This is a genomic window from Streptomyces sp. NPDC001933, from assembly GCF_042890955.1.
Classification (GTDB): domain Bacteria; phylum Actinomycetota; class Actinomycetes; order Streptomycetales; family Streptomycetaceae; genus Streptomyces.
Genome location: NZ_JBIASS010000023.1, coordinates 65,151 through 82,269 on the forward strand (window position 1 = coordinate 65,151; position 17,119 = coordinate 82,269).

At 69.7% G+C, this 17,119-nt stretch carries 24 protein-coding genes and 6 pseudogenes; 15 read left to right on the plus strand and 15 right to left on the minus strand.

Going from position 1 to position 17,119, the window contains the following annotated elements:
• Nucleotides 1–146: 146 nt before the first annotated feature.
• On the plus strand, nucleotides 147–641 hold the full coding sequence (locus tag ACFYY7_RS37395) for an AAA family ATPase (protein ID WP_388668359.1): 495 nt from the start codon (nucleotides 147–149) through the stop codon (nucleotides 639–641).
• Between the two features lie 27 nt (nucleotides 642–668).
• On the opposite strand, the pseudogene ACFYY7_RS37400 reads toward ACFYY7_RS37395, so the two are convergent.
• From ACFYY7_RS37400 to ACFYY7_RS37410, 3 genes and pseudogenes are all read right to left on the minus strand, one after another.
• Nucleotides 669–1,125, minus strand: a pseudogene (locus tag ACFYY7_RS37400) (transposase); the annotation flags it as partial.
• A gap of 26 nt (nucleotides 1,126–1,151) precedes the next feature.
• Nucleotides 1,152–1,301, minus strand: a complete 150-nt coding sequence (locus ACFYY7_RS37405) for a hypothetical protein (protein WP_388668362.1) — start codon at nucleotides 1,299–1,301, stop codon at nucleotides 1,152–1,154.
• A 150-nt stretch (nucleotides 1,302–1,451) separates the two neighbouring features.
• Nucleotides 1,452–2,570 (minus strand): PP2C family protein-serine/threonine phosphatase, encoded by a 1,119-nt coding sequence (locus ACFYY7_RS37410; protein ID WP_388668365.1) that lies wholly within the window; start codon nucleotides 2,568–2,570, stop codon nucleotides 1,452–1,454.
• 313 nt (nucleotides 2,571–2,883) lie between these two features.
• On the opposite strand from ACFYY7_RS37410, the gene ACFYY7_RS37415 reads away from it, so the two are divergent.
• Nucleotides 2,884–3,102 (plus strand): hypothetical protein, encoded by a 219-nt coding sequence (locus tag ACFYY7_RS37415; RefSeq protein WP_388668368.1) that lies wholly within the window; start codon nucleotides 2,884–2,886, stop codon nucleotides 3,100–3,102.
• A 153-nt stretch (nucleotides 3,103–3,255) separates the two neighbouring features.
• Nucleotides 3,256–3,495: a hypothetical protein gene (locus ACFYY7_RS37420; RefSeq protein ID WP_388668371.1), complete on the plus strand. Its 240-nt coding sequence runs from the start codon at nucleotides 3,256–3,258 to the stop codon at nucleotides 3,493–3,495.
• Here the strand turns inward: ACFYY7_RS37420 and ACFYY7_RS37425 are convergent.
• From ACFYY7_RS37425 to ACFYY7_RS37435, 3 genes and pseudogenes are all read right to left on the minus strand, one after another.
• A pseudogene (locus ACFYY7_RS37425) lies at nucleotides 3,464–3,637 on the minus strand (MFS transporter); the annotation flags it as partial. The gene ACFYY7_RS37420 and the pseudogene ACFYY7_RS37425 overlap by 32 nt on opposite strands.
• Nucleotides 3,634–4,100: pseudogene (locus tag ACFYY7_RS37430) on the minus strand (ArsI/CadI family heavy metal resistance metalloenzyme). The pseudogenes ACFYY7_RS37425 and ACFYY7_RS37430, both read right to left, overlap by 4 nt.
• 59 nt (nucleotides 4,101–4,159) lie before the next feature.
• Nucleotides 4,160–5,560, minus strand: coding sequence for an NAD(P)-binding domain-containing protein (locus ACFYY7_RS37435; RefSeq protein ID WP_388668373.1), 1,401 nt, complete (start codon nucleotides 5,558–5,560; stop codon nucleotides 4,160–4,162).
• 104 nt (nucleotides 5,561–5,664) lie between these two features.
• Here ACFYY7_RS37435 and ACFYY7_RS37440 point away from each other — a divergent pair, with 104 nt between their 5' ends.
• The gene (locus ACFYY7_RS37440; protein WP_388668376.1) at nucleotides 5,665–6,030 is read left to right on the plus strand and encodes an ArsR/SmtB family transcription factor; all 366 of its coding nucleotides are present in this window, start codon (nucleotides 5,665–5,667) and stop codon (nucleotides 6,028–6,030) included.
• 21 nt (nucleotides 6,031–6,051) lie between these two features.
• Here the strand turns inward: ACFYY7_RS37440 and ACFYY7_RS37445 are convergent, their stop codons facing one another.
• Both ACFYY7_RS37445 and ACFYY7_RS37450 read right to left on the minus strand, forming a co-directional pair.
• Nucleotides 6,052–6,174 (minus strand): hypothetical protein, encoded by a 123-nt coding sequence (locus tag ACFYY7_RS37445; protein WP_388668378.1) that lies wholly within the window; start codon nucleotides 6,172–6,174, stop codon nucleotides 6,052–6,054.
• Nucleotides 6,175–6,177: 3 nt separating this feature from the next.
• Nucleotides 6,178–6,267, minus strand: a pseudogene (locus tag ACFYY7_RS37450) (helix-turn-helix domain-containing protein); the annotation flags it as partial.
• Between the two features lie 14 nt (nucleotides 6,268–6,281).
• Between ACFYY7_RS37450 and ACFYY7_RS37455 the strand changes: the two are divergent.
• The gene (locus ACFYY7_RS37455) at nucleotides 6,282–6,587 is read left to right on the plus strand and encodes a hypothetical protein (RefSeq protein ID WP_388668432.1); all 306 of its coding nucleotides are present in this window, start codon (nucleotides 6,282–6,284) and stop codon (nucleotides 6,585–6,587) included.
• Between the two features lie 20 nt (nucleotides 6,588–6,607).
• Nucleotides 6,608–7,366 (plus strand): NAD(P)-binding domain-containing protein, encoded by a 759-nt coding sequence (locus tag ACFYY7_RS37460; protein ID WP_388668426.1) that lies wholly within the window; start codon nucleotides 6,608–6,610, stop codon nucleotides 7,364–7,366.
• On the opposite strand, the gene ACFYY7_RS37465 is transcribed toward ACFYY7_RS37460, so the two are convergent.
• The 7 genes and pseudogenes from ACFYY7_RS37465 to ACFYY7_RS37495 all read right to left on the minus strand — a co-directional run bounded on the left by ACFYY7_RS37465 (nucleotide 7,341) and on the right by ACFYY7_RS37495 (nucleotide 12,008).
• Nucleotides 7,341–7,658, minus strand: a complete 318-nt coding sequence (locus tag ACFYY7_RS37465) for a DsbA family protein (RefSeq protein WP_388668381.1) — start codon at nucleotides 7,656–7,658, stop codon at nucleotides 7,341–7,343. The two genes, ACFYY7_RS37460 and ACFYY7_RS37465, sit on opposite strands and share 26 nt — an antisense overlap.
• Nucleotides 7,659–7,765: 107 nt before the next feature.
• Nucleotides 7,766–8,758, minus strand: coding sequence for an arsenic resistance protein (locus ACFYY7_RS37470; RefSeq protein WP_388668383.1), 993 nt, complete (start codon nucleotides 8,756–8,758; stop codon nucleotides 7,766–7,768).
• Between the two features lie 96 nt (nucleotides 8,759–8,854).
• On the minus strand, nucleotides 8,855–9,166 hold the full coding sequence (locus ACFYY7_RS37475; RefSeq protein ID WP_388668386.1) for a hypothetical protein: 312 nt from the start codon (nucleotides 9,164–9,166) through the stop codon (nucleotides 8,855–8,857).
• On the minus strand, nucleotides 9,163–9,933 hold the full coding sequence (locus tag ACFYY7_RS37480) for a MerR family transcriptional regulator (RefSeq protein WP_388668389.1): 771 nt from the start codon (nucleotides 9,931–9,933) through the stop codon (nucleotides 9,163–9,165). The genes ACFYY7_RS37475 and ACFYY7_RS37480 overlap by 4 nt, the downstream gene beginning before the upstream one ends.
• 178 nt (nucleotides 9,934–10,111) lie before the next feature.
• Nucleotides 10,112–10,585, minus strand: a pseudogene (locus ACFYY7_RS37485) (NAD(P)-binding domain-containing protein); the annotation flags it as partial.
• Entirely contained in the window at nucleotides 10,585–11,703 is a 1,119-nt protein-coding gene (arsB, locus tag ACFYY7_RS37490) for an ACR3 family arsenite efflux transporter (RefSeq protein ID WP_388668392.1), read from the minus strand. The gene arsB and the pseudogene ACFYY7_RS37485, both read right to left, overlap by 1 nt.
• A complete protein-coding gene (locus tag ACFYY7_RS37495) occupies nucleotides 11,700–12,008 on the minus strand; it encodes an ArsR/SmtB family transcription factor (RefSeq protein ID WP_388668395.1) in 309 nt (102 codons plus the stop codon). The genes arsB and ACFYY7_RS37495 overlap by 4 nt, the downstream gene beginning before the upstream one ends.
• 95 nt (nucleotides 12,009–12,103) lie before the next feature.
• Between ACFYY7_RS37495 and ACFYY7_RS37500 the strand changes: the two genes are divergently transcribed.
• The 9 genes and pseudogenes from ACFYY7_RS37500 (at nucleotide 12,104) to ACFYY7_RS37540 (ending at nucleotide 16,791) form a co-directional block, all read left to right on the plus strand.
• Nucleotides 12,104–12,526 carry an arsenate reductase ArsC gene (locus ACFYY7_RS37500; RefSeq protein ID WP_388668429.1) on the plus strand — a complete coding sequence of 141 codons (423 nt, stop codon included), beginning with the start codon at nucleotides 12,104–12,106 and terminating at the stop codon, nucleotides 12,524–12,526.
• Nucleotides 12,523–12,679 (plus strand): annotated as a pseudogene (locus ACFYY7_RS37505) (FAD-dependent oxidoreductase); the annotation flags it as partial. The gene ACFYY7_RS37500 and the pseudogene ACFYY7_RS37505, both read left to right, overlap by 4 nt.
• A gap of 534 nt (nucleotides 12,680–13,213) precedes the next feature.
• Nucleotides 13,214–13,513: a hypothetical protein gene (locus tag ACFYY7_RS37510; RefSeq protein ID WP_388668397.1), complete on the plus strand. Its 300-nt coding sequence runs from the start codon at nucleotides 13,214–13,216 to the stop codon at nucleotides 13,511–13,513.
• Between the two features lie 56 nt (nucleotides 13,514–13,569).
• Nucleotides 13,570–13,905, plus strand: a complete 336-nt coding sequence (locus ACFYY7_RS37515) for an ArsR/SmtB family transcription factor (protein WP_388668400.1) — start codon at nucleotides 13,570–13,572, stop codon at nucleotides 13,903–13,905.
• Nucleotides 13,906–14,619 carry a cation transporter gene (locus ACFYY7_RS37520; RefSeq protein WP_388668403.1) on the plus strand — a complete coding sequence of 238 codons (714 nt, stop codon included), beginning with the start codon at nucleotides 13,906–13,908 and terminating at the stop codon, nucleotides 14,617–14,619.
• 374 nt (nucleotides 14,620–14,993) lie between these two features.
• Nucleotides 14,994–15,659 (plus strand): class I SAM-dependent methyltransferase, encoded by a 666-nt coding sequence (locus ACFYY7_RS37525; RefSeq protein ID WP_388668406.1) that lies wholly within the window; start codon nucleotides 14,994–14,996, stop codon nucleotides 15,657–15,659.
• On the plus strand, nucleotides 15,656–15,964 hold the full coding sequence (locus tag ACFYY7_RS37530; protein WP_388668409.1) for a sulfurtransferase TusA family protein: 309 nt from the start codon (nucleotides 15,656–15,658) through the stop codon (nucleotides 15,962–15,964). The genes ACFYY7_RS37525 and ACFYY7_RS37530 overlap by 4 nt, the downstream gene beginning before the upstream one ends.
• A 24-nt stretch (nucleotides 15,965–15,988) precedes the next feature.
• On the plus strand, nucleotides 15,989–16,570 hold the full coding sequence (locus ACFYY7_RS37535; protein WP_388668412.1) for a hypothetical protein: 582 nt from the start codon (nucleotides 15,989–15,991) through the stop codon (nucleotides 16,568–16,570).
• On the plus strand, nucleotides 16,567–16,791 hold the full coding sequence (locus tag ACFYY7_RS37540; RefSeq protein ID WP_388668415.1) for a hypothetical protein: 225 nt from the start codon (nucleotides 16,567–16,569) through the stop codon (nucleotides 16,789–16,791). The genes ACFYY7_RS37535 and ACFYY7_RS37540 overlap by 4 nt, the downstream gene beginning before the upstream one ends.
• Nucleotides 16,792–17,119 lie beyond the last annotated feature (328 nt).

Genomic DNA, 17,119 nt, shown 5'->3' on the forward strand with positions numbered 1-17,119 from the left:
CCGGGATAGGGGGAGATCGAGCGCGGGCGGGGCTGAGACGAGCGTGCGGAGAGTGAAGTCACGGGCTCGGAAAACCATTTCCGTTGCCCGGGGCGGTTGCGCGAGCATGCCGGAATGACCTTGCTGCGGTGCTGTGGAGGGCCTTGATGGATGTGAATCCCGAGCCCAGGCTGATCCTGCTGTGCGGGCTTCCCGGTTCTGGGAAGACAACGCTGGCCAAGCGCATGGCGAGAGAGATTCCGGCGGTGCGTCTGTGTCCGGATGAATGGCTGGCGGATCTCGGTGTCGACCTGTTCGATGAACGGCTGCGTGACCGGCTCGAGAGGCGGTTTTGGGCTCATGCCCAGGACCTGCTGAGGCTCGGACAGACTGTGATCTTGGAGTTCGGCTTCTGGGGACGCTCTGAGCGGGATGAGAAGCGCTTGGCGGCGCGCGCAATCGAGATCCCCGTTGAGCTGCACTACCTTGCTGCGCCGATTGATGAGTTGTGCCGCCGACTCGAAGCCCGGAGCCGGGAGGGTGGGCCGGGGACTGTCCCAGTCAGCCGCGAGTTGCTCGAGGAGTATGTGAAGCTTTTCCAGGCACCCGCCGATGACGAGCTGGCTCTCTTCGACACCCCGCCTTTGGGACGACGCGGCTGACCGAACCCTTGCGATGCAGCCCGGTCAGCTGTCAGCCGGCGCCGGATTTCTCGGCCAGCTGAGGGTGGCGCCTTTCCAGGCGAGCCGCCGGGTCATGCGGGTGACGGCCGCCCAGGTGATCAAGGTCTCGGAGTGCTGGATGAGCCGTTCGTAGCCCCTTGCGTGGCGGCGGGCGTGCATTATCCAGGCGAGCGACCTCTCGACGACCCAGCGGCGGGGCAGCACGTCGAAGCCGGAGGTGTCCTTAGCGTGAGGCGCTGTTTCGCCCAGTCGACGAGCGTTCCGGCGTAGGCGGAGTCGGCCCACACGATCGTGATCTCGGGGTGCATCAGACGGAGCCGGAAGAGGACTTCTTTCGCGGCAGCAGCTCGTGGAGGTCGACGGGAGTGACCATGACGAGCAAGGGAAGCCCGCGGGTGTCGACGACCAGGTGTCGCTTTCGACCGTTGATTTTCTTGCCCGTGTCGTAGCCGCGGGTGGCCTTCGCGGCGCCGACAGGCCAGAGTCTTCTCAGCCTCGGGTCCACAGTTGCTGGAGTTCGTCGCTGTTGCAGGTGGTCACCAGCGCCTTGACGCCGTAGTAGGGGGTGGAGTCGATCTCCAGGCAACGATTGGTTTCAGTGTTCTTCAAGGTCTGGCCTGCCGCGGTGGTGGTTTCCATGCGCCAGGGACATAGCCGCAGCGGGTGGTCTTCGACGAGCTGCCGCCGGCTGTGGAGCCACCGCGGCCTCCCTCGCGTCCGGGCCCGCGCCCGTGCCAAAGCGTCCGCAGCAGTGTGCCCGGCGCACCGGGGGGGCGCCCGGTCCTGGGTTCAGCGGCCTGGGTGCGGGGGCGATCCACTGAGCTGGTGCCGGTGGTGACCAAGGGAATGGGGTGTGAGGTGCGGCCGGTGGGACGGGGTGCGTTCGATGACCAGGAGGGCGGCGTCGTCGGCGGGGTGGCCGCCGATGTGGGTGAGCAGATCGCGGTGGATGTGGTGCAGCAGAGTGTCGGGGCTGCTGGTGGGGAAGGAGGCGATTCGTTCGGCGAGCGGGTAGAACGCTCCGGACGGCGAGCGGGCTTCGATGACTCCGTCGGTGTAGAGGACGAGCATGTCACCGCATGTGAAGGTGAACGGGTCGATGCGGTCGTCGTCGATCGGCCGTTCGCACACGCCCAGCGGAGGCAGTGGCTGTCGGGCATGCAGGACTGTGACCTGCTGATCGTGCACCAGCAGAGGCGGAGGATGCCCGCAGTTGATCATCTCGGCGGCCGGCGGGGCGTCGTCGGGGATCTCCAGGACGAGGCAGGTGATGAAGTGCTCGCCGAGGTCGTGCTCGGTGTCCGCCACGTCCTCCAGGTTCCGGGAGACGCTGTCTTCAAGGGCAGTCACCAGCTCGGGGAGGGTCGCATACCGGTGAGCGCCCTCACGGAATGCTCCCAGCACCAGCGAGGCCTCGCCGATGGCGGCCAGCCCGTTGCCCCGGACATCGCCGATGACCACCCGGGTCGCGGGGTGGTCGGCGCGGGTGAACGCAAAAAGATCGCCGCCGATCTCGGCTTCGTCCTGTGCGGACATATAGAGCCATGCCACCTGCAACGGCCCGATCCGGCGTGGCGGAGGCCGAAGCAGAACCCGCTGAGCCGTCTCCGCCACGGAGCGTGCCCGGCTCAGCGCCCGGTCGCGCCGCTCCCTTACGAACCGCATGAAGACCACCAAGGCGGAGAGCGCGGTCAGCGCGATGATCTGCGCCATGCGGTTGGGCGTGGTCAGTCCGCCGAGGGAGGCGGCGATGAACACTTGGGCCGCCACTGCCAGTACCCCGGCGAGAGCGGTGAGCCGTGTCCCGGCAAGGGAGGCGGTCAGAGCGGGTGCGATGACCAGCAGTGGGCCGAGCTGCACATCGCGCCCGGTGTAGATATCCAGCACGGTGATCGTCACAATCAGCACGAACGGGATCGCCACCAGACCACGGCCTGATGGCGGCTCCAGAAGCTGATCCCACGAACACCGCACACCCATATACCCCTAATGCTCCACCGACAGCGCACCCCCGGCCAGCCGACGAGCACGGGCCGGGTCTCCTCCCATCCTTCCTGCGGCGGTCTCACTCTGTCCGTCCGCCGGCCCTGCCGTGACTTCCGGTCTCGGAAGTACGGCTCCAGCGCGCGCCGGCCGAAGAGATGGGTACATCCCAGCCTTCGGGACCTGCTGGTCCAAGTGGCAGGGGGCGGCGCGGCGGACGGGTGCGGTGACTGCGGTGGTGGATGAGAGTGACGTGCGTGGTGTGCAGCAGGCCTTGGGGGAGCTGGCCCGGCAGTCGGCTGAGCAGGGCGGTCCGCTCAAGGAGTTCGACAAGGCGCTGGAGCAGGAGATGCCCGCCGAGCCGGGGCCTGGGGAGGGGGAGGCGTCGGTGTCGAGCCGGGTGGTGACGCAGGCCGCTCTGGGTGCGGCGTCGCTGATCCCGGGGCCGGCGTGGTGACCGCGATGGCGAACCGGATACCGCGGCTCAGGGGCTGGACCGGCTGCGGTCCGGAGCCTGGCGCAGCGGCGTGGGCGTGGGGGTGATGAGGCGGGTTTGAGTCGGGTGTTTGTTTCGGAGCTGGAGCGTTTGTGTGGGCGGCATCGGTGGGCGGTGCTGTTCTTCGACACGTGGGAGCAGACCGGCCGGTACCTGGACGGGTGGCTGCTGGGGTTGCTGGAGGAGCAGTTCGGTCCGGTGCCGGTGAACGTGATGGTGGTGCTGGTAGGGCGGGATGAGCCGTCGGGGCGTGAGTGGGCGCCGCTGCGTGCGCAGGTGGCGGATGTGCCGTTGGAAGTCTTCACCGAGGCGGAGACATGGGACCTGCTGACTGCCCGGGAGTGTCGGCGGTGATGGCTGGGTTCAGGACCGGGAAGGCGCAGTAGACGTTTCCCCAGCTGGTGATCTGTGTGACGCACAGGGCCGGATGTACGGCGCGGGGCCGCGACCGGTCCCCTGTTCCGGTCGCGACCCTGGGGGCGTCGAGCTCGGTCACGGGCAGCAGCCACCGGCCTCGGCCGGTGCGCCCGGGCCTGCTTCGGCGACGGGCGTGCCCGCGCAGCAGGTACTGCCTTTCTGCTTGGTCATCGAGTCGGCGTCGGCCTTGACGACGTACACCTCCCACGATTCCTGGCCGGGGCCGTGGACCCAGACCTTGTCCTGAAGTGCGTAGCAGCAGGTGGTGTCGTTCTCGACGTCAGTCGTCAGCCGCTGGTCGGCGAGGCGGGTGGTGGCGGCGTGGACGGCTCGGTGGTGTCGACTTCGATGCAGAGATGGTCCATGCGCGTGTCCTCGTCCGGTGCGCCCTGGATGAGGACGAGTTTGAGCGGAGGGTCGGCGATGGCGAAGTTGGCGTAGCCGTCGCGCAGTTTGGCCGGCTCGGTGCCGAAGAGCTTGCTGTAGAAGGCGATCGAGGCGGGAAGGTCGGGGACACGCAGTGCGAGCCGTACTCGGGACACGACGACCCTCCTGACACAGGTGGAAGCGCCCCGGCCGTCATGGGCCGGGGCGCTGGGGCTCAGGCTCCGCAGCAGCCGCCGGACGACGGTTCGTCGGCAGTGGCTGCGATCGGCAGAGGGGTGGCGACATCGATCTGTACGAGTGCGGGTGCCGGGGTGGTGCAGCATCCTCCGGCGTCGGTCTGGTCGGTGGCCGGGGCGTCGAAGAGTCCGGCGCCGCCGCAGACTCCGGTTTCGGGGAGGGTGAGTTCGACGCGGTCGGCGGATTCGGTGTCGCCGGCGATGGCGGCTGTGACGGAGCGGACCTGCTCGTAGCCGGTCATGGCGAGGAAGGTCGGGGCGCGGCCGTAGGACTTCATGCCGACCAGGTAGATGCCGGGTTCGGGGTGGGAGAGTTCGCGGTGGCCGTGGGGGTAGACAGTGCCGCAGGAGTGCTGGTTGGGGTCGATGAGCGGGGCGAGCTCGGTGGGAGCCTGGAGGCGTTCGTCGAGGCCGAGGCGGATCTCGGAGAGGAAGGACAGGTCGGGGCGGAAGCCGGTCAGGACGATGGCCTCGTCGACTGGGTCGAGGCGGCGTCCGTCCTCGCCGGTCAGGATCAGGCGGCCGTCGGTGTCGCGTTCGATGGCTTCGGTGCGGAAGCCGGTGACCGCGTCGGCGTGGCCGTTGTCGACGGCGGCCTTCGCGGCCAGGCCGAGGGCGCCGCGGGCGGGGAGCTGGTCGGCGGTGCCGCCGCCGAAGGTGGAGCCGCTGATGCCGCGGCGCAGGATCCATACCGCGTGTGTGCCGGGCTCGTCCTTCGCGAGGTCGGCGAGGGTGGCCAGGGCGGTGAACGCGGAGGCGCCGGAGCCGATGACGGCGGTGCGCTTGCCGGTGTAGCGGGCGCGGGCGGCCGGGTTCTTGAGGTCGGGGACGCGGTAGGTGATGCGGTCGGCCGCCGTCTTTTCGCCGAGGGCGGGCAGGCCGCTGGCCCCGGCCGGGCTGGGGGTGGTCCAGGTGCCGGAGGCGTCGATGACCGCGCGGGCGAAGACACGCTCCTCGCTGCCGTCGGCGGTGGTGAAGTGGACGACGAAGGGCTGGGTCTCGCGGTCGGCGTCGATGATGCGGTCGCGGCCGGTGCGCGATACCCCGGTGACAGTGGCGCCCAAGCGGACGCGGTCGCCCAGGACGTCGGCCAGGGGCTGGAGGTAATGCTCGGCCCAGTCCCCGCCGGTCGGGTAGGTGGCCGGGTCAGGCTTGGTCCAGCCGGTCGGTGCCAGGAGCTTCTCGGCGGCCGGGTCGGTGACCTCGCCCCAGGTGGAGAACAGCCGCACATGCGACCAGTCGCGAACCGCTGCGGCGGCGGCCGGTCCCGTTTCCAGGACCAGCGGTTCGATGCCGCGCTCGACCAGGTGGGCGGCGGCGGCCAGCCCGGCGGGGCCGGCTCCGATGACGACGACCGGCAGGTCTGCAGTGGTGGTCATTGCAGTGATGTCCTCCGTGGTAGGCGGCCGATCCGACAGCTGTTTCGATTGCTGTCGATATCCGGAGCTTGGCACCGGGTATCGACAAGTGTCAACATAGACATATGTCGAAGTCAGAGATTGCGGAGCTGCCGGTCCTGGAGGCGGGGACTGTGGTGCCGTGCTACCCGCCGATCACCGCCGGGGAGCTGTCGCAGGACGACGCGGAGAAGATGGCCGTCATGTTCAAGGCCCTGTCCGACCCGGTGCGGCTGCGCCTGTTCTCCAAGGTCGCCTCGCATCCGGGCGGTGAGGCGTGCGTGTGCGACATCTCCGACGTCGGCGTCTCCCAGCCGACCGTGTCCCACCACCTGAAGAAGCTGCGCGAGGCCGGTCTGCTGACCTCCGAGCGGCGGGGGACCTGGGTGTACTACCAGGTCGCGCCGTCCGTCGTGGCGGCCATGTCCGCCATGCTCGACCTGCGCACCTGACCTCCGGTTCGCGCCTGCAGGTCAGCCGGTGCAGTCGGGCGGGCAGCAGCGCGCCAGGTGTGCCTGGAGGGCGGAGATGCGCTGGGCCATCGTGGCGCCGTCGGCCCGGTAGAAGACCTGTTCGCCTTCCTTGCGGGAGACCACCAGGCCGCTGCGGCGCAGCAGGCTCAGGTGTTCCGAGGCGGTCGACGGCTTCAGCGTGCAGCGGTCGGCGATCTCGCCGACCGTCAGCCCGATCCCGCCGGCGAACTATGGAGCATGCCGGTCTCGTCGTCATCGGTGCCGGGCAGTCCGACCTGGCCACCGCGGCCCTCGCCCCGCGACACGGCTTCACCCGCATTCTGGCGCTGGAGGCCGCGGCGGAGCCGGGCGGGTCCTGGCCGCGCTACTACGACAGCCTCACCCTGTTCTCCCCGGCCCGGTACTCGTCCCTGCCCGGGATGCGCTTCCCCGGCGCCCCGGACCGCTACCCGAGGCGGGACGAAGTGGTGGGCTACCTGCGCGACTACGCCAACCGTCTACCCGCCGACATCCACACCTCGACGACCTTCACCTGAGTGCCACGCCAGGACGGCACCTGGTCCGTACGGGCCGAGGACGGGCGGGAGTTCACCGCGCAGGCGGTCATCGCGCGACCGGCGAATACGGCACACCCTTCGTTCCCGACGTCCCCGGACAGGCGGACTTCGGCGGCCGGATCCTGCACGCCGCCGACTACCGCAGCCCGGACGCATTCGCCGGGCAGCGGGTCGTCGTGGTCGGCGGGGGCAATTCCGCGATCCAGATCGTCGCCGAGCTCGGCTCGCTCGCCGACACCACCCTGGTCACCCGGCGCCCGATCGGATGGACACCCCAGCGCCCGCTGGGCCAGGACCTGCACTGGTGGCTCAAGCACACCCGCCTCGACATCGCACCGATCCGGCGGCTACTGGCAAAGGTGCCCGTCGCCGTGCCCGATGACGGCCACCACCGCACCGCCCTGGATCAGCACGGCGTCGACCGACGCGACGTGTTCAGCCGGTTCACGGCCGACGGCATTGTGTGGGCCGACGGAACGAAGGAGGAGGTCGGCGCTGTCCTGCTCGCCACCGGATACCGCCTCGCATTTCCCTACCTGACGGGATCGGGTGTCCTGGCCACCAATGGCGCGCCGCTGCATCAGGGCGGCCTCTCCCCTGCGGTCCCGGGGCTCGCCTTCGTCGGCATGGAGTTCCAGCGCAGCTTCTCGTCCAAAATCCTGCGCTGCGTCGGCCGGGATGCCGGGCACGTCCTGGAGCGAATGCGTACCGCAGTGGCCGGGCGAACCAGGATCAGGAGTGGCGGGAGGTGGTCGTAAGCGCCTGTTGCAGCTGACTGGTGCTGGGAGCGCCGTCCAAGCCTTCAGGCGTGCGATAGAGGCGGCAGGCCATCCCCTGCGCCCGTCCGGCTTCCGCGAACGGGTCTTCACCGTCGACGAGGATGGTCGGGGAGCCGGTGAAGCCGATGCGTTCGGCCTCGGCCTGGTCGGTGACCACCCGTGTGACGACATCGGCGTCGTCCAGCCCGGACGCCTCCAGCACCTGCCGCAACCGGCCAACAGCCAGTTGTTCGTTCGGGCATTCCTTCACGACCACGACCTCGATCCGCATGCCTCCAGCATGCCGCAGGCGCTCAGGCCGGCTGCTCGGTGATCTGCTGGACGGCGTCGCGGGCAGGGCGCCCCGCGTGCTCACAGCGCCGCGGCCGCGCTGACCGGTCACGCGATTGCGGTCATTTTGTCGGCAGGGACCATGCTGGGGACCAGGCGGACGTAGGCGACCATGCCGAGGACCTCGACGAGGGTCTGGGTGACCACCACGACCGCGGCCACCGACAGGCCGTCGGGCAGGGCGAGCGCGAGGGGCAGGACAACCAGGGAGTTACGGGTCGCGCCAGTGAAGACGATCGCCCGCGAGGCCGGGGCGTCCAGGCGGAACAGGCGGGCGACCGTCTTCCCGGCGAAGGCCATGACGATCAGGAAGGCCACGTAGAAAGGGATGACGGCGGCGACGTCGGTGAGGCTGTCGCCGAGCTTGGGGACCTGGGAGGCGACCACGACGAACAAGGTGGCTGCCATCAGCGGAACCATCGTTGTGGTAGCGGCGTCGGAGACCTTCTGCCCGACCGGCCGGCGGGCCGCCCACGCCTGCAGAGCCCAGGCCAGTGCCAGCGGGATGACAATCAGGACGACGAACGCATCGACGAACGGACCGATCTCGACGATATCGGCCAGTTCCGAGCCCATGAACAGGTAGAGGAATCCCGGCAGCAGGAGCATCTGCGCGACCAGCAGCAGCGGTGTTGAGGCCAGCAGGCGGCGGCTGGATCCGCCGGCCAGTCCGGAGAAGACGATCACGTAGTCCACGCACGGGCACAGCAGCACGAGCAGGACGCCGATGCGCACGGCCTGGTCGGCGGGCAGGAAGACGAACATCGCGGCGACCACCAGCGGCACCACGACGAAGTTCACCACCAGGGCGGCGGCCAGGAACCTCCCATCCCGCAGGGAGCGGACCAGCTCGGCGGCCGGGACCTGGAGGAAGGTGACGAACAGCAGGGCGCCGATGACCGGGTTGATGGCGTGCTCCAGGCCCGGCCCGGCAGCCGGTGCCGCCCAGCCCACCAGGGCGCCCGCTGCCATCGCTCCGACATACACCGCGATCTGGTGGTGTTCCATCCGCTCGACCAGACCTGACGGTTCCTGCGACACCGCGTGCTCCCATGCTCCATACCGGCCCCCTGTATGGCGGCCGTAGTGTTCGTCATCCTCACAGGCGCCGGCTGACGGCCCGGGCCTCGCCCCAGGTCAGCGCACGTGATCGGCGTCCCGGAGAGCGCCGACGGAGGGCAGGCCGAGGTCGACCGGGTCCGCCGTGCTGCGGCAGGCTGCTGCCCGGCGCCGGCGGTGCACCACGAAGGCGCCCACTACGGCGGCAACAGTCGCCACCGCCAGAGCGGGAAACCACACAGAAGCGAGTGCCGAGGCCGCGCCGATCCCGCCGAGCAGGGCCAGCAGGGGGCCCGCGCAGCACGCCGCGCACGCTGCCACCGCGGCGACGCCGGCGACCACCGTTCCCCAGGGACGCGGGCGGCGGGAAGAGGAGATGGGGTGGGTCATACGGTCGCTCCGAACAGGTCGGCAAGCAGCGGGGCTGCGGCTTCGGGCGCGCGCACGGTCAGCTCCAGCGCGGCAGGGGTCAAGTGCAGGGTGAAGTCGAAGAACGAGCAGCAGCCCTGCTCGGCCGCCGCCAGGGCGGCGACCCGCCCGGCCAGTTCCATGTCGGCGCGGAACGTCAGCCGCAGACCGTCCGGGATCTCCTCGCGGTTCTCGGCTCTGCCCACCATTCGCCTCCACTGTTCGGTGCGTTCCTCCAGCTCGGGGCCGCCCAGGGTGCAGGCCACCAGCGCCTCCCGCCACGGCTCGGCGATGGGTGCGGGCCGGGTGCGCGACAGCGTCACCGGTACAGGCCCGGCAGCCGCCGGGCCTGTGGTACAACCGCAGTCCGGCCCACACCCGCCGTCCGGGGCCGGACCCGACAGGTCGGCGTGCACTGCGGCCAGGTGCGCGGAGAACGCCGACAACTCGGCGATCCGTCCCTCCGTCTCGGAGATCCGGCCCGCCACCAGCAACACCATCCGCTCCCGTACCGACGCGCACACCCCCTCCTGACTGACATCCAGAAGTTCGCGGATCTCCTCCAGTGCCAGGCCCAGGAGCTTGGCCGAGGAGATGAATGCCAGTAGCTCGACGGCATCCTCCCCGTATAGGCGGTAGCCCGACGGTGTCCGCTCGGCCAGCAGCAGCCCGGCGTCCTCGTAGAAGCGCAGCGTGGTGGCCGGAACGCCACATCGTTCCGCCAGCTGCGAGATCCGGTAGGTGGTCATGGCCAGACGGTAGACCTTCAACTCGACTCGAAGGTCAAGCCCAGGTGCTGGTGGCACCGGTCCGCGGCCTCGGCCGTGCTGTCAGGAGCCGTGCGATGTCCTCGGCGGCATCGCGTGCGTGGCGCCCGACGCCGATGAGCGTGGCGGAGGCCGGTCCCGTCCAGTCACCGTAGCCGAGTGGGCTGCGGTAGCCGGTGGTGTGGAGCTGACGGCCGGTGAATGCCTCCTGGCCGGGGACGGCGGGCAGGAAGGGGCGCCACCAGGTGCCGGTCGCGGAGACGACCGCCCGCGCCGGCCACTCGCCGGTGTCCGTCTCCACCCGCAGCCGGTCCGCGTCCCGGCGCACCGCCCGGACGCGGACCGGGCGTTGGACGGGCAGGCCGTAGAGCTGCTCGTAGTCGGTCAGGTACTCCACCACGTGTCCGGCGTCCGGGTACTCCTCGCCGGTATGGGTGGGCATGATGCGGCCGGGCAGGGAGGAGAAGGTGGCCGGGGAGAACAGGTGCAGGGAGTCCCAGGTGTGCTGCCATGCCCCGCCGGGCGTGCTCTGCGCGTCGGGAATGACGAAGTCGAGCTTGTCGCGGCACAGGTGGTAGCCGACGGCGAGCCCTGCCTGCCCGCCGCCGATCACCGCCACGTCCACCATGTGCATCACGGTGCCGTCGTCACCGCGTCGGCGGCGAACTGCTTGCGCCAGGCGAGCGCGACGTAGACCAGGCCGATCAGGACGGGGACTTCGATGAGTGGGCCGACGACTCCGGACAGGGCCTGGCCGGAGGTGACGCCGAAGGTCGCGATGGCGACGGCGATGGCGAGTTCGAAGTTGTTGCCCGCGGCGGTGAACGCCAGTGTCGCGGTGCGGTCGTAGGCCAGTCCGAGGGCCTTGCCGAGGAGGAAGGTGCCGAAGAACATGATCGCGAAGTAGACGAGCAGCGGCAGTGCGATCCGTACGACGTCCAGGGGCTGTGAGGTGATCGTCTTCCCCTGGAGGGCGAACAGGATGACGATGGTGAAGAGCAGCCCGTACAGAGCCCAGGGGCCGATCCTCGGCAGGAACTTCGCCTCGTAGTTCTCGCGGCCCATCCTCTGCTCGCCGATGCGGCGGGTGAGGAAGCCGGCCAGCAGCGGAATGCCGAGGAAGATGATGACGTTCAACGCGATGTGCCAGACGGAGACGTCCAGGCCCTGGCCGTCGCCGAGGTTCAGCCACCGGGGCAGCAGGTCGAGGTAGAACCAGCCGAGCAGGCCGAACGCGATGACCTGGAACACGGAGTTGAGGGCGACGAGTACGGCGGCTGCTTCGCGGTCGCCGCAGGCGAGGTCGTTCCAGATGATGACCATGGCGATGCAGCGGGCGAGGCCGACGATGATCAGGCCTGTGCGGTACTCGGGCAGGTCCGGCAGAAAGATCCACGCCAGGGCGAACATGACCGCCGGGCCGACGATCCAGTTGATGACCAGCGAGGACACCATCAGCTTGCGGTCGCCGGTGACGGTGTCGAGCTTGTCGTAGCGGACCTTGGCCAGGACTGGGTACATCATCACGAGCAGGCCGAGCGCGATCGGCAGGGAGATCCCGCCGATCTCGATCTTCGCCAGAGCGTCGTTCATCCCAGGGATGAGACGCCCCAGGCCCAGGCCGACGGCCACGGCGAGCAGGATCCACACCGCGAGATACCGGTCGAGAGTGGAGAGCTTCCTGACGATCGAGTCGCCCTCTCCCCCAGCCTGGTCCGCAGCGGGGGCCTTCGTGGTGCGCTCGGTGGTCACGGGCAGGCCCTCTTGTTCCCAGCTGCGGTACGGGCGGACTCGGCCAACGCGGCGAACTGCTCGGACAGACCGGCCAGGACCTCGGGCTTGAGCCTGTAGTAGGTGAAGCGGCCGCACGGCTCGGTCTCCACCAGCCCGGCCTCGCGAAGGACCTTCAGGTGGTTGGAGAGGTTGGTCTGCTTCGCCCCGGTCTCCTCGACAAGGTGCGTCGTGCAGAGCGTCTCGCGCGCCAGCAGGGTCACGATCTTCAGGCGGAGCGGATCGCCCAGCGCCCGGATCACATCAGGATCGACTGAAGTCAGCATTCACTGATACTCTCACATCATTGCCTGCTGATACCAGCGGGGGCTGAAGTCATTGGCGGCCGGGTTCCGCCATGCGACGAGAGAGAACGATCACCATGGCCGAGTCCTCCGGCAAGCCGTCCGTACTGTTCGTCTGCGTCCACAACGCCGGCCGCTCCCAGATGGCCGCCGCGTGGCTGACCCACCTGGCCGGGGACCGTGTCGAGGTCCGCTCCGCCGGCTCCAACCCCGGGAAGACCGTGAACCCCGCCGCCGTCGAGGCCATGACCGAGGTCGGCATCGACATCTCCGCCGAGACCCCGAAGATCCTCACGATCGACGCCGTCCGCGAGTCCGACGTGTGCATCACCATGGGCTGCGGAGACACCTGCCCGGTCTTCCCCGGCAAGCGCTACCTGGACTGGAAGCTCGACGACCCGGCCGGACAGGGCGTCGAAGCCGTCCGCCCCATCCGCGACGAGATCAAGACCCTCGTCCAGGGCCTGATCGCCGAGGTCGCCCCGGATACCACGGCGTGAGCGACATACGCGATGTCGTCATCATCGGCTCCGGCCCCGCCGGATACACCGCCGCCCTCTACACCGCCCACGCCCAGCTCAGACCTCCCCTGTTCGGCAGCAGCATCTTCGTCGGCGGCTCCCCGACCAACCACCACCGAGGTCGAAAACTTCACCAGGACCACGACACCGAGGACGTCCTGGAGGACGGAGACGGGGCGGGAGTGCGAATGAGCGGGGCGGCGGCCGGGGTGCTGCGGCTCAGCGAGGAAGCGACCCGGCCCGTGCCGGCCCGGTTGGTGCGACTGCGGGTACTAATCGACCCGGAGGGGGCGTACTCGCAGCGCAGCATCGAGCTCGTGCACCCACGATCTCCTGAGCGTCTGGCTGGACGACCACCCGCCCGCGGCCTCCGTGTACACGGCGTCCTCGTCCGGACCGGCCACAAGTGCCACGCTCGAACGCTGACCGTCGACGTCTCCACCTCGGTGTTCGCCGGGCAGCTCATCACTCAGGACGCCCGGTGGCGCTTGGTCGACCGGCTCATCCACGACGACGAGATCACCGTCGCGGACAAGGCGGCCGGACTCCTTGCCCTGCTGTGCGCCCAGGAACCCTCCCGTATTACCGCTTACCGCCCTGATCGTCGGCCACACCGATTTCAGCGGCAGCGCGGTGATCCTCCGGCTCGGAAAGGTCCCGGTACAGGTGCCCCCGCCCTTCGACGGCCACCTCCGAACGCTCCACGCCGAGGCGATGGAACGGGACACAGCCGCCGAGCACTGGCTGTTCCCCGGCCGCTTCCCCGCCAAGCACCTCAGCTCCAGCCGACTGACCGGCCGCCTCCGGCTGCTCGGCGTCCGACCGCGGACGGCCCGCAACATCGCCCTGATCGAACTGGCCTCCGAGCCGCCCGCGTCATCGTCAGCCGCCTGCTCGGCATCCACCAGAACACCGCCGACACCTGGCACCGCCTCACCCGCCAGGACCACGCCTACGCCGTGTTGATCACCCGCCAATAATCCACGATTCCATGAATTCAGGATTCGATGTACTGTCGTGGCGTGCTCACTCTCGCCGCTGACATCGAGGTGCTGGCGCGGTTCGGCCGCGCCCTCGCCGACCCCATCCGCTGCCGCATCCTGCTCACCCTGCGCGAGGCACCGGCCTACCCGGCCGACCTCGCCGACACCCTGGGGATCTCCCGGACCCGGCTGTCGAACCACCTGGCCTGCCTACGCGACTGCGGCCTGGTCGTCACCGTGCCCGACGGCCGGCGCACCCGCTACGAACTCGCCGACCAACGCCTCGGCCACGCACTCGACGACCTGCGGGCGGCCGTGGTCGCCGTCGAGGCCGACAAGACCTGCCCGGACGCCGCGGAGAAGGGCTGCTGCTGAATGACCGCGATATCCCTCGGCCCCGGCCCCGCCCGCCGCGACACCCTCACCCGGCGCATACGCCTGCTCGTCGCCGCGACGATCGCCTACAACATCATTGAAGCCATCATCGCGATCACCGCCGGCACCCTGGCTTCCTCCACGGCTCTGATCGGCTTCGGCCTAGACTCGGTCATCGAGGTCTCCTCCGCCGCCGCGGTCGCCTGGCAGTTCTCCGCCCGCGATCACGCCGTCCGCGAGGCCCGCGAACAGCGCACCCTGCGGATCATCGCAGTCTCGTTCTTCGCGCTCGCCGCGTACGTGAGCGTCGACTCCGTCCGGGCGCTGACGGGAACCGGCGAAGCAGACCACTCGATCCCCGGCATCGTCCTCGCGGCTCTCTCCCTGGCGATCATGCCGTTCCTCTCTGCGGCCCAGCGCAAAGCCGGCCGCGAACTCGGCTCCGCCTCTGCCGTCGCCGACTCCAAGCAGACCCTGCTGTGCACGGACCTCTCCGCCGTGCTCCTGGTCGGCCTGCTGGCCAACCTGCTGCTCGGATGGTCCTGGGCCGACCCCGTCGCTGCCCTCGTCATCGCCGCCATCGCCGTCAAGGAAGGCCGCGACGCCTGGCAGGGCAAGGGCTGCTGCGCACCCGCCATGGCCCCTGCGGCGCCGACCGCCGTCGCGGAGGTCGATCCCTGTGGCTGTCGCCCCGGCTGCGACTGCTGCAGCTGAACCATCCCAGGACACGACATGCCCAAGGACGCAATGAAGATCGAGCCGCTGATCGTTCCCGGCTGCCCGAACACCGAGAACGCAGCCGAGCGGCTGCGTCAGGCACTCGGTGAACTCGGTCTGCACGACTGACGTTCCAGACCCGCATTACCGACCACGCCGCCGCCGAGACCGAACGCTTCACCGGCTCGCCGACGATCCTGATCGACGGCCGAGACCCCTTCGCAGAACCCGACCGGGAGGCGGGCCTGACCTGCCGCCACTACCAAACCGCCGACGGCCTGGCCGGGGTCCCCACAATCGATCAGGTCCGACAGGCCCTGACCAGCGCCCTCTAGGCTGTCCAGCAGATCCGGCAAGGGGAACGAGCAGACATGAGCGACGACGCCAGCGAGCTGGCCGAAGCACAGCGGCAGCACTGGCAGAACACCTACACCGCCCACCCCGGCATGTACGGCGAGGAGCCCTCCGCGCCCGCCGTCCACGCTGCGCAAGCCTTCCGCGCGGCCGGAGCCACAGACGTGCTGGAGCTGGGTACCGGCCACGGCCGCGACGCCCTGCACTTCGCCCGCGAGGGCTTCACCGTCCAGGCCACCGACTTCAGCCCCATCGGCTTGGAACAGCTCCAGCAGGCCGCCCGGACCCAGGGCGTCGCCGAACGCGTGAGCACCGCGGTCCACGACGTACGCGAGCCACTCCCCCTGCCGGATTCCTCCATCGACGCGGTCTTCGCGCACATGCTGCTGTGCATGGCCCTGTCGACCCAGGAGATCCACGCCCTGGCCGGCGAGATCCGCCGCGTACTCCGTCCCGGCGGAGTCCTCGTCTACACCGTCCGCCACACCGGCGACGCCCACTACGGCGCCGGAACCGCCCACGGCGACAACATTTACGAACACGGCGGCTTCGCCGTGCACTTCTTCCCCCGTCACCTGGTCGACTCCCTCGCCGACGGCTGGACCCTCGGCGAGGTCCACACCTTCGAAGAAGGCGACCTGCCCCGCCGCCTCTGGCGCGTCACCCAGACCCTGCCCCGATGAACACCGACCCGATACCCGCCGCAGACATCACGGTCGACGGCACCGGACTGCTCTGCGTCACACTCCTGCTGCGCCTGCGCAAGCAGATCGAAAACGTGCCACCGGGCACCGTGGTCCACGTCATCGCGACAGACCCTGCAGCTCCGCTCGACCTTCCGGCCTGGTGTCACATGGTCGGCCACGACTACCTCGGCCCCGTACCGGGCGACCGGTCGGTGTACAGGATCCGGCTGGCCGCAGACGCTCGCTCCGTGCGCGCTGACGCACCCTGGCACCCTGCGCCAACTACGGTCCCCCAGGAATGAATCGCACCACCCGCCGATCGATCCGTGGCGCGAGAACGCGGTGGCATTCAGCAGCTTCCGACAGCCGGAACTACCAGCACCCGAGGCCGCGACGGCATCCATGAACTGCTCGGCATCGAGACCTCCCGGGCCACCGCCGACACGCTCACCACCCTTCGCGACGGCCTCGCCCACGGGGTCGGTATCTCCGGACCCTCCGCGCGGCGTGCGACCCACGCCGCCGCACAGGCACCCGCGTTCGCCGGGGCGATCCGCACCCACCACCAGGCCCGCGACATCCTGGGCAACCCCGCCCCGACCGTCTGCGACAGCCCGCGCTCCCTGCTGATGTGCGTCTACAACCCGGGCCGGGCGCTGTGCCACCGGCTGGACGCCACAGACTCCCCGCGGCGGGACCGCTGCCGGCCGTCGTGCGCGAACATCGCGCGCACCGACCACCACGCCGCCGGCCTCCTCGCCCACTCCGAAGCCCTGGAGAAACACTCCGCGCCCGAGGCGCTGCGCGGTCCGCTCGCCGACCGGCTGGCCCGGCGTGCCGGGCAGCTGCGCGAGTTGGCCGACCGCCACGAACACGACCGCATCCACCGCCACGAGCGGACCGGATGAGCCCCGCCGCCGACGAGCACGACCGCATCCGCGCCTCGATGGACCGCATCCTGAGCGGTGCCCCGGAGCACTCGGACGAAGCGCTGACGATCGTCGCGCTTGCGGTCGAGGCCCAGGTTCCCCGCAACGCGCTCACCCAGCGCCACCTCGACCTGAAGAACGACTTCTACGACCAGGTGCTCTGCAGGATCCGGACCGCGCCTGACGCCGGCACCGGCTGACCCTCGACACCCCAACGTCACCCTGCCGAGCCGAAGTCAGTAACGGCATGGGCCACCCCTCAACGCCCGCTGAGGCGATCGGGTTTGGGCCACTCGCGGCTGTGCACGGGCATCCGGTGGGGCGATACCGGCACCTGGGGGCCACGTCTGGCTCGACCGCGGTGCACTCATGCTCGATATCCCCGCCGACCAGTTCGCCACCCGGCATCCGCCATCTTGCCGCGCACCGGATCCATTTCGATCCGGCCGACTACCGCGAGCGCCACGCGGTCGAGTGCGGCATCAATCGCCTCAAACGCAACCGTGCTGTGGCCACCAGATATGACAA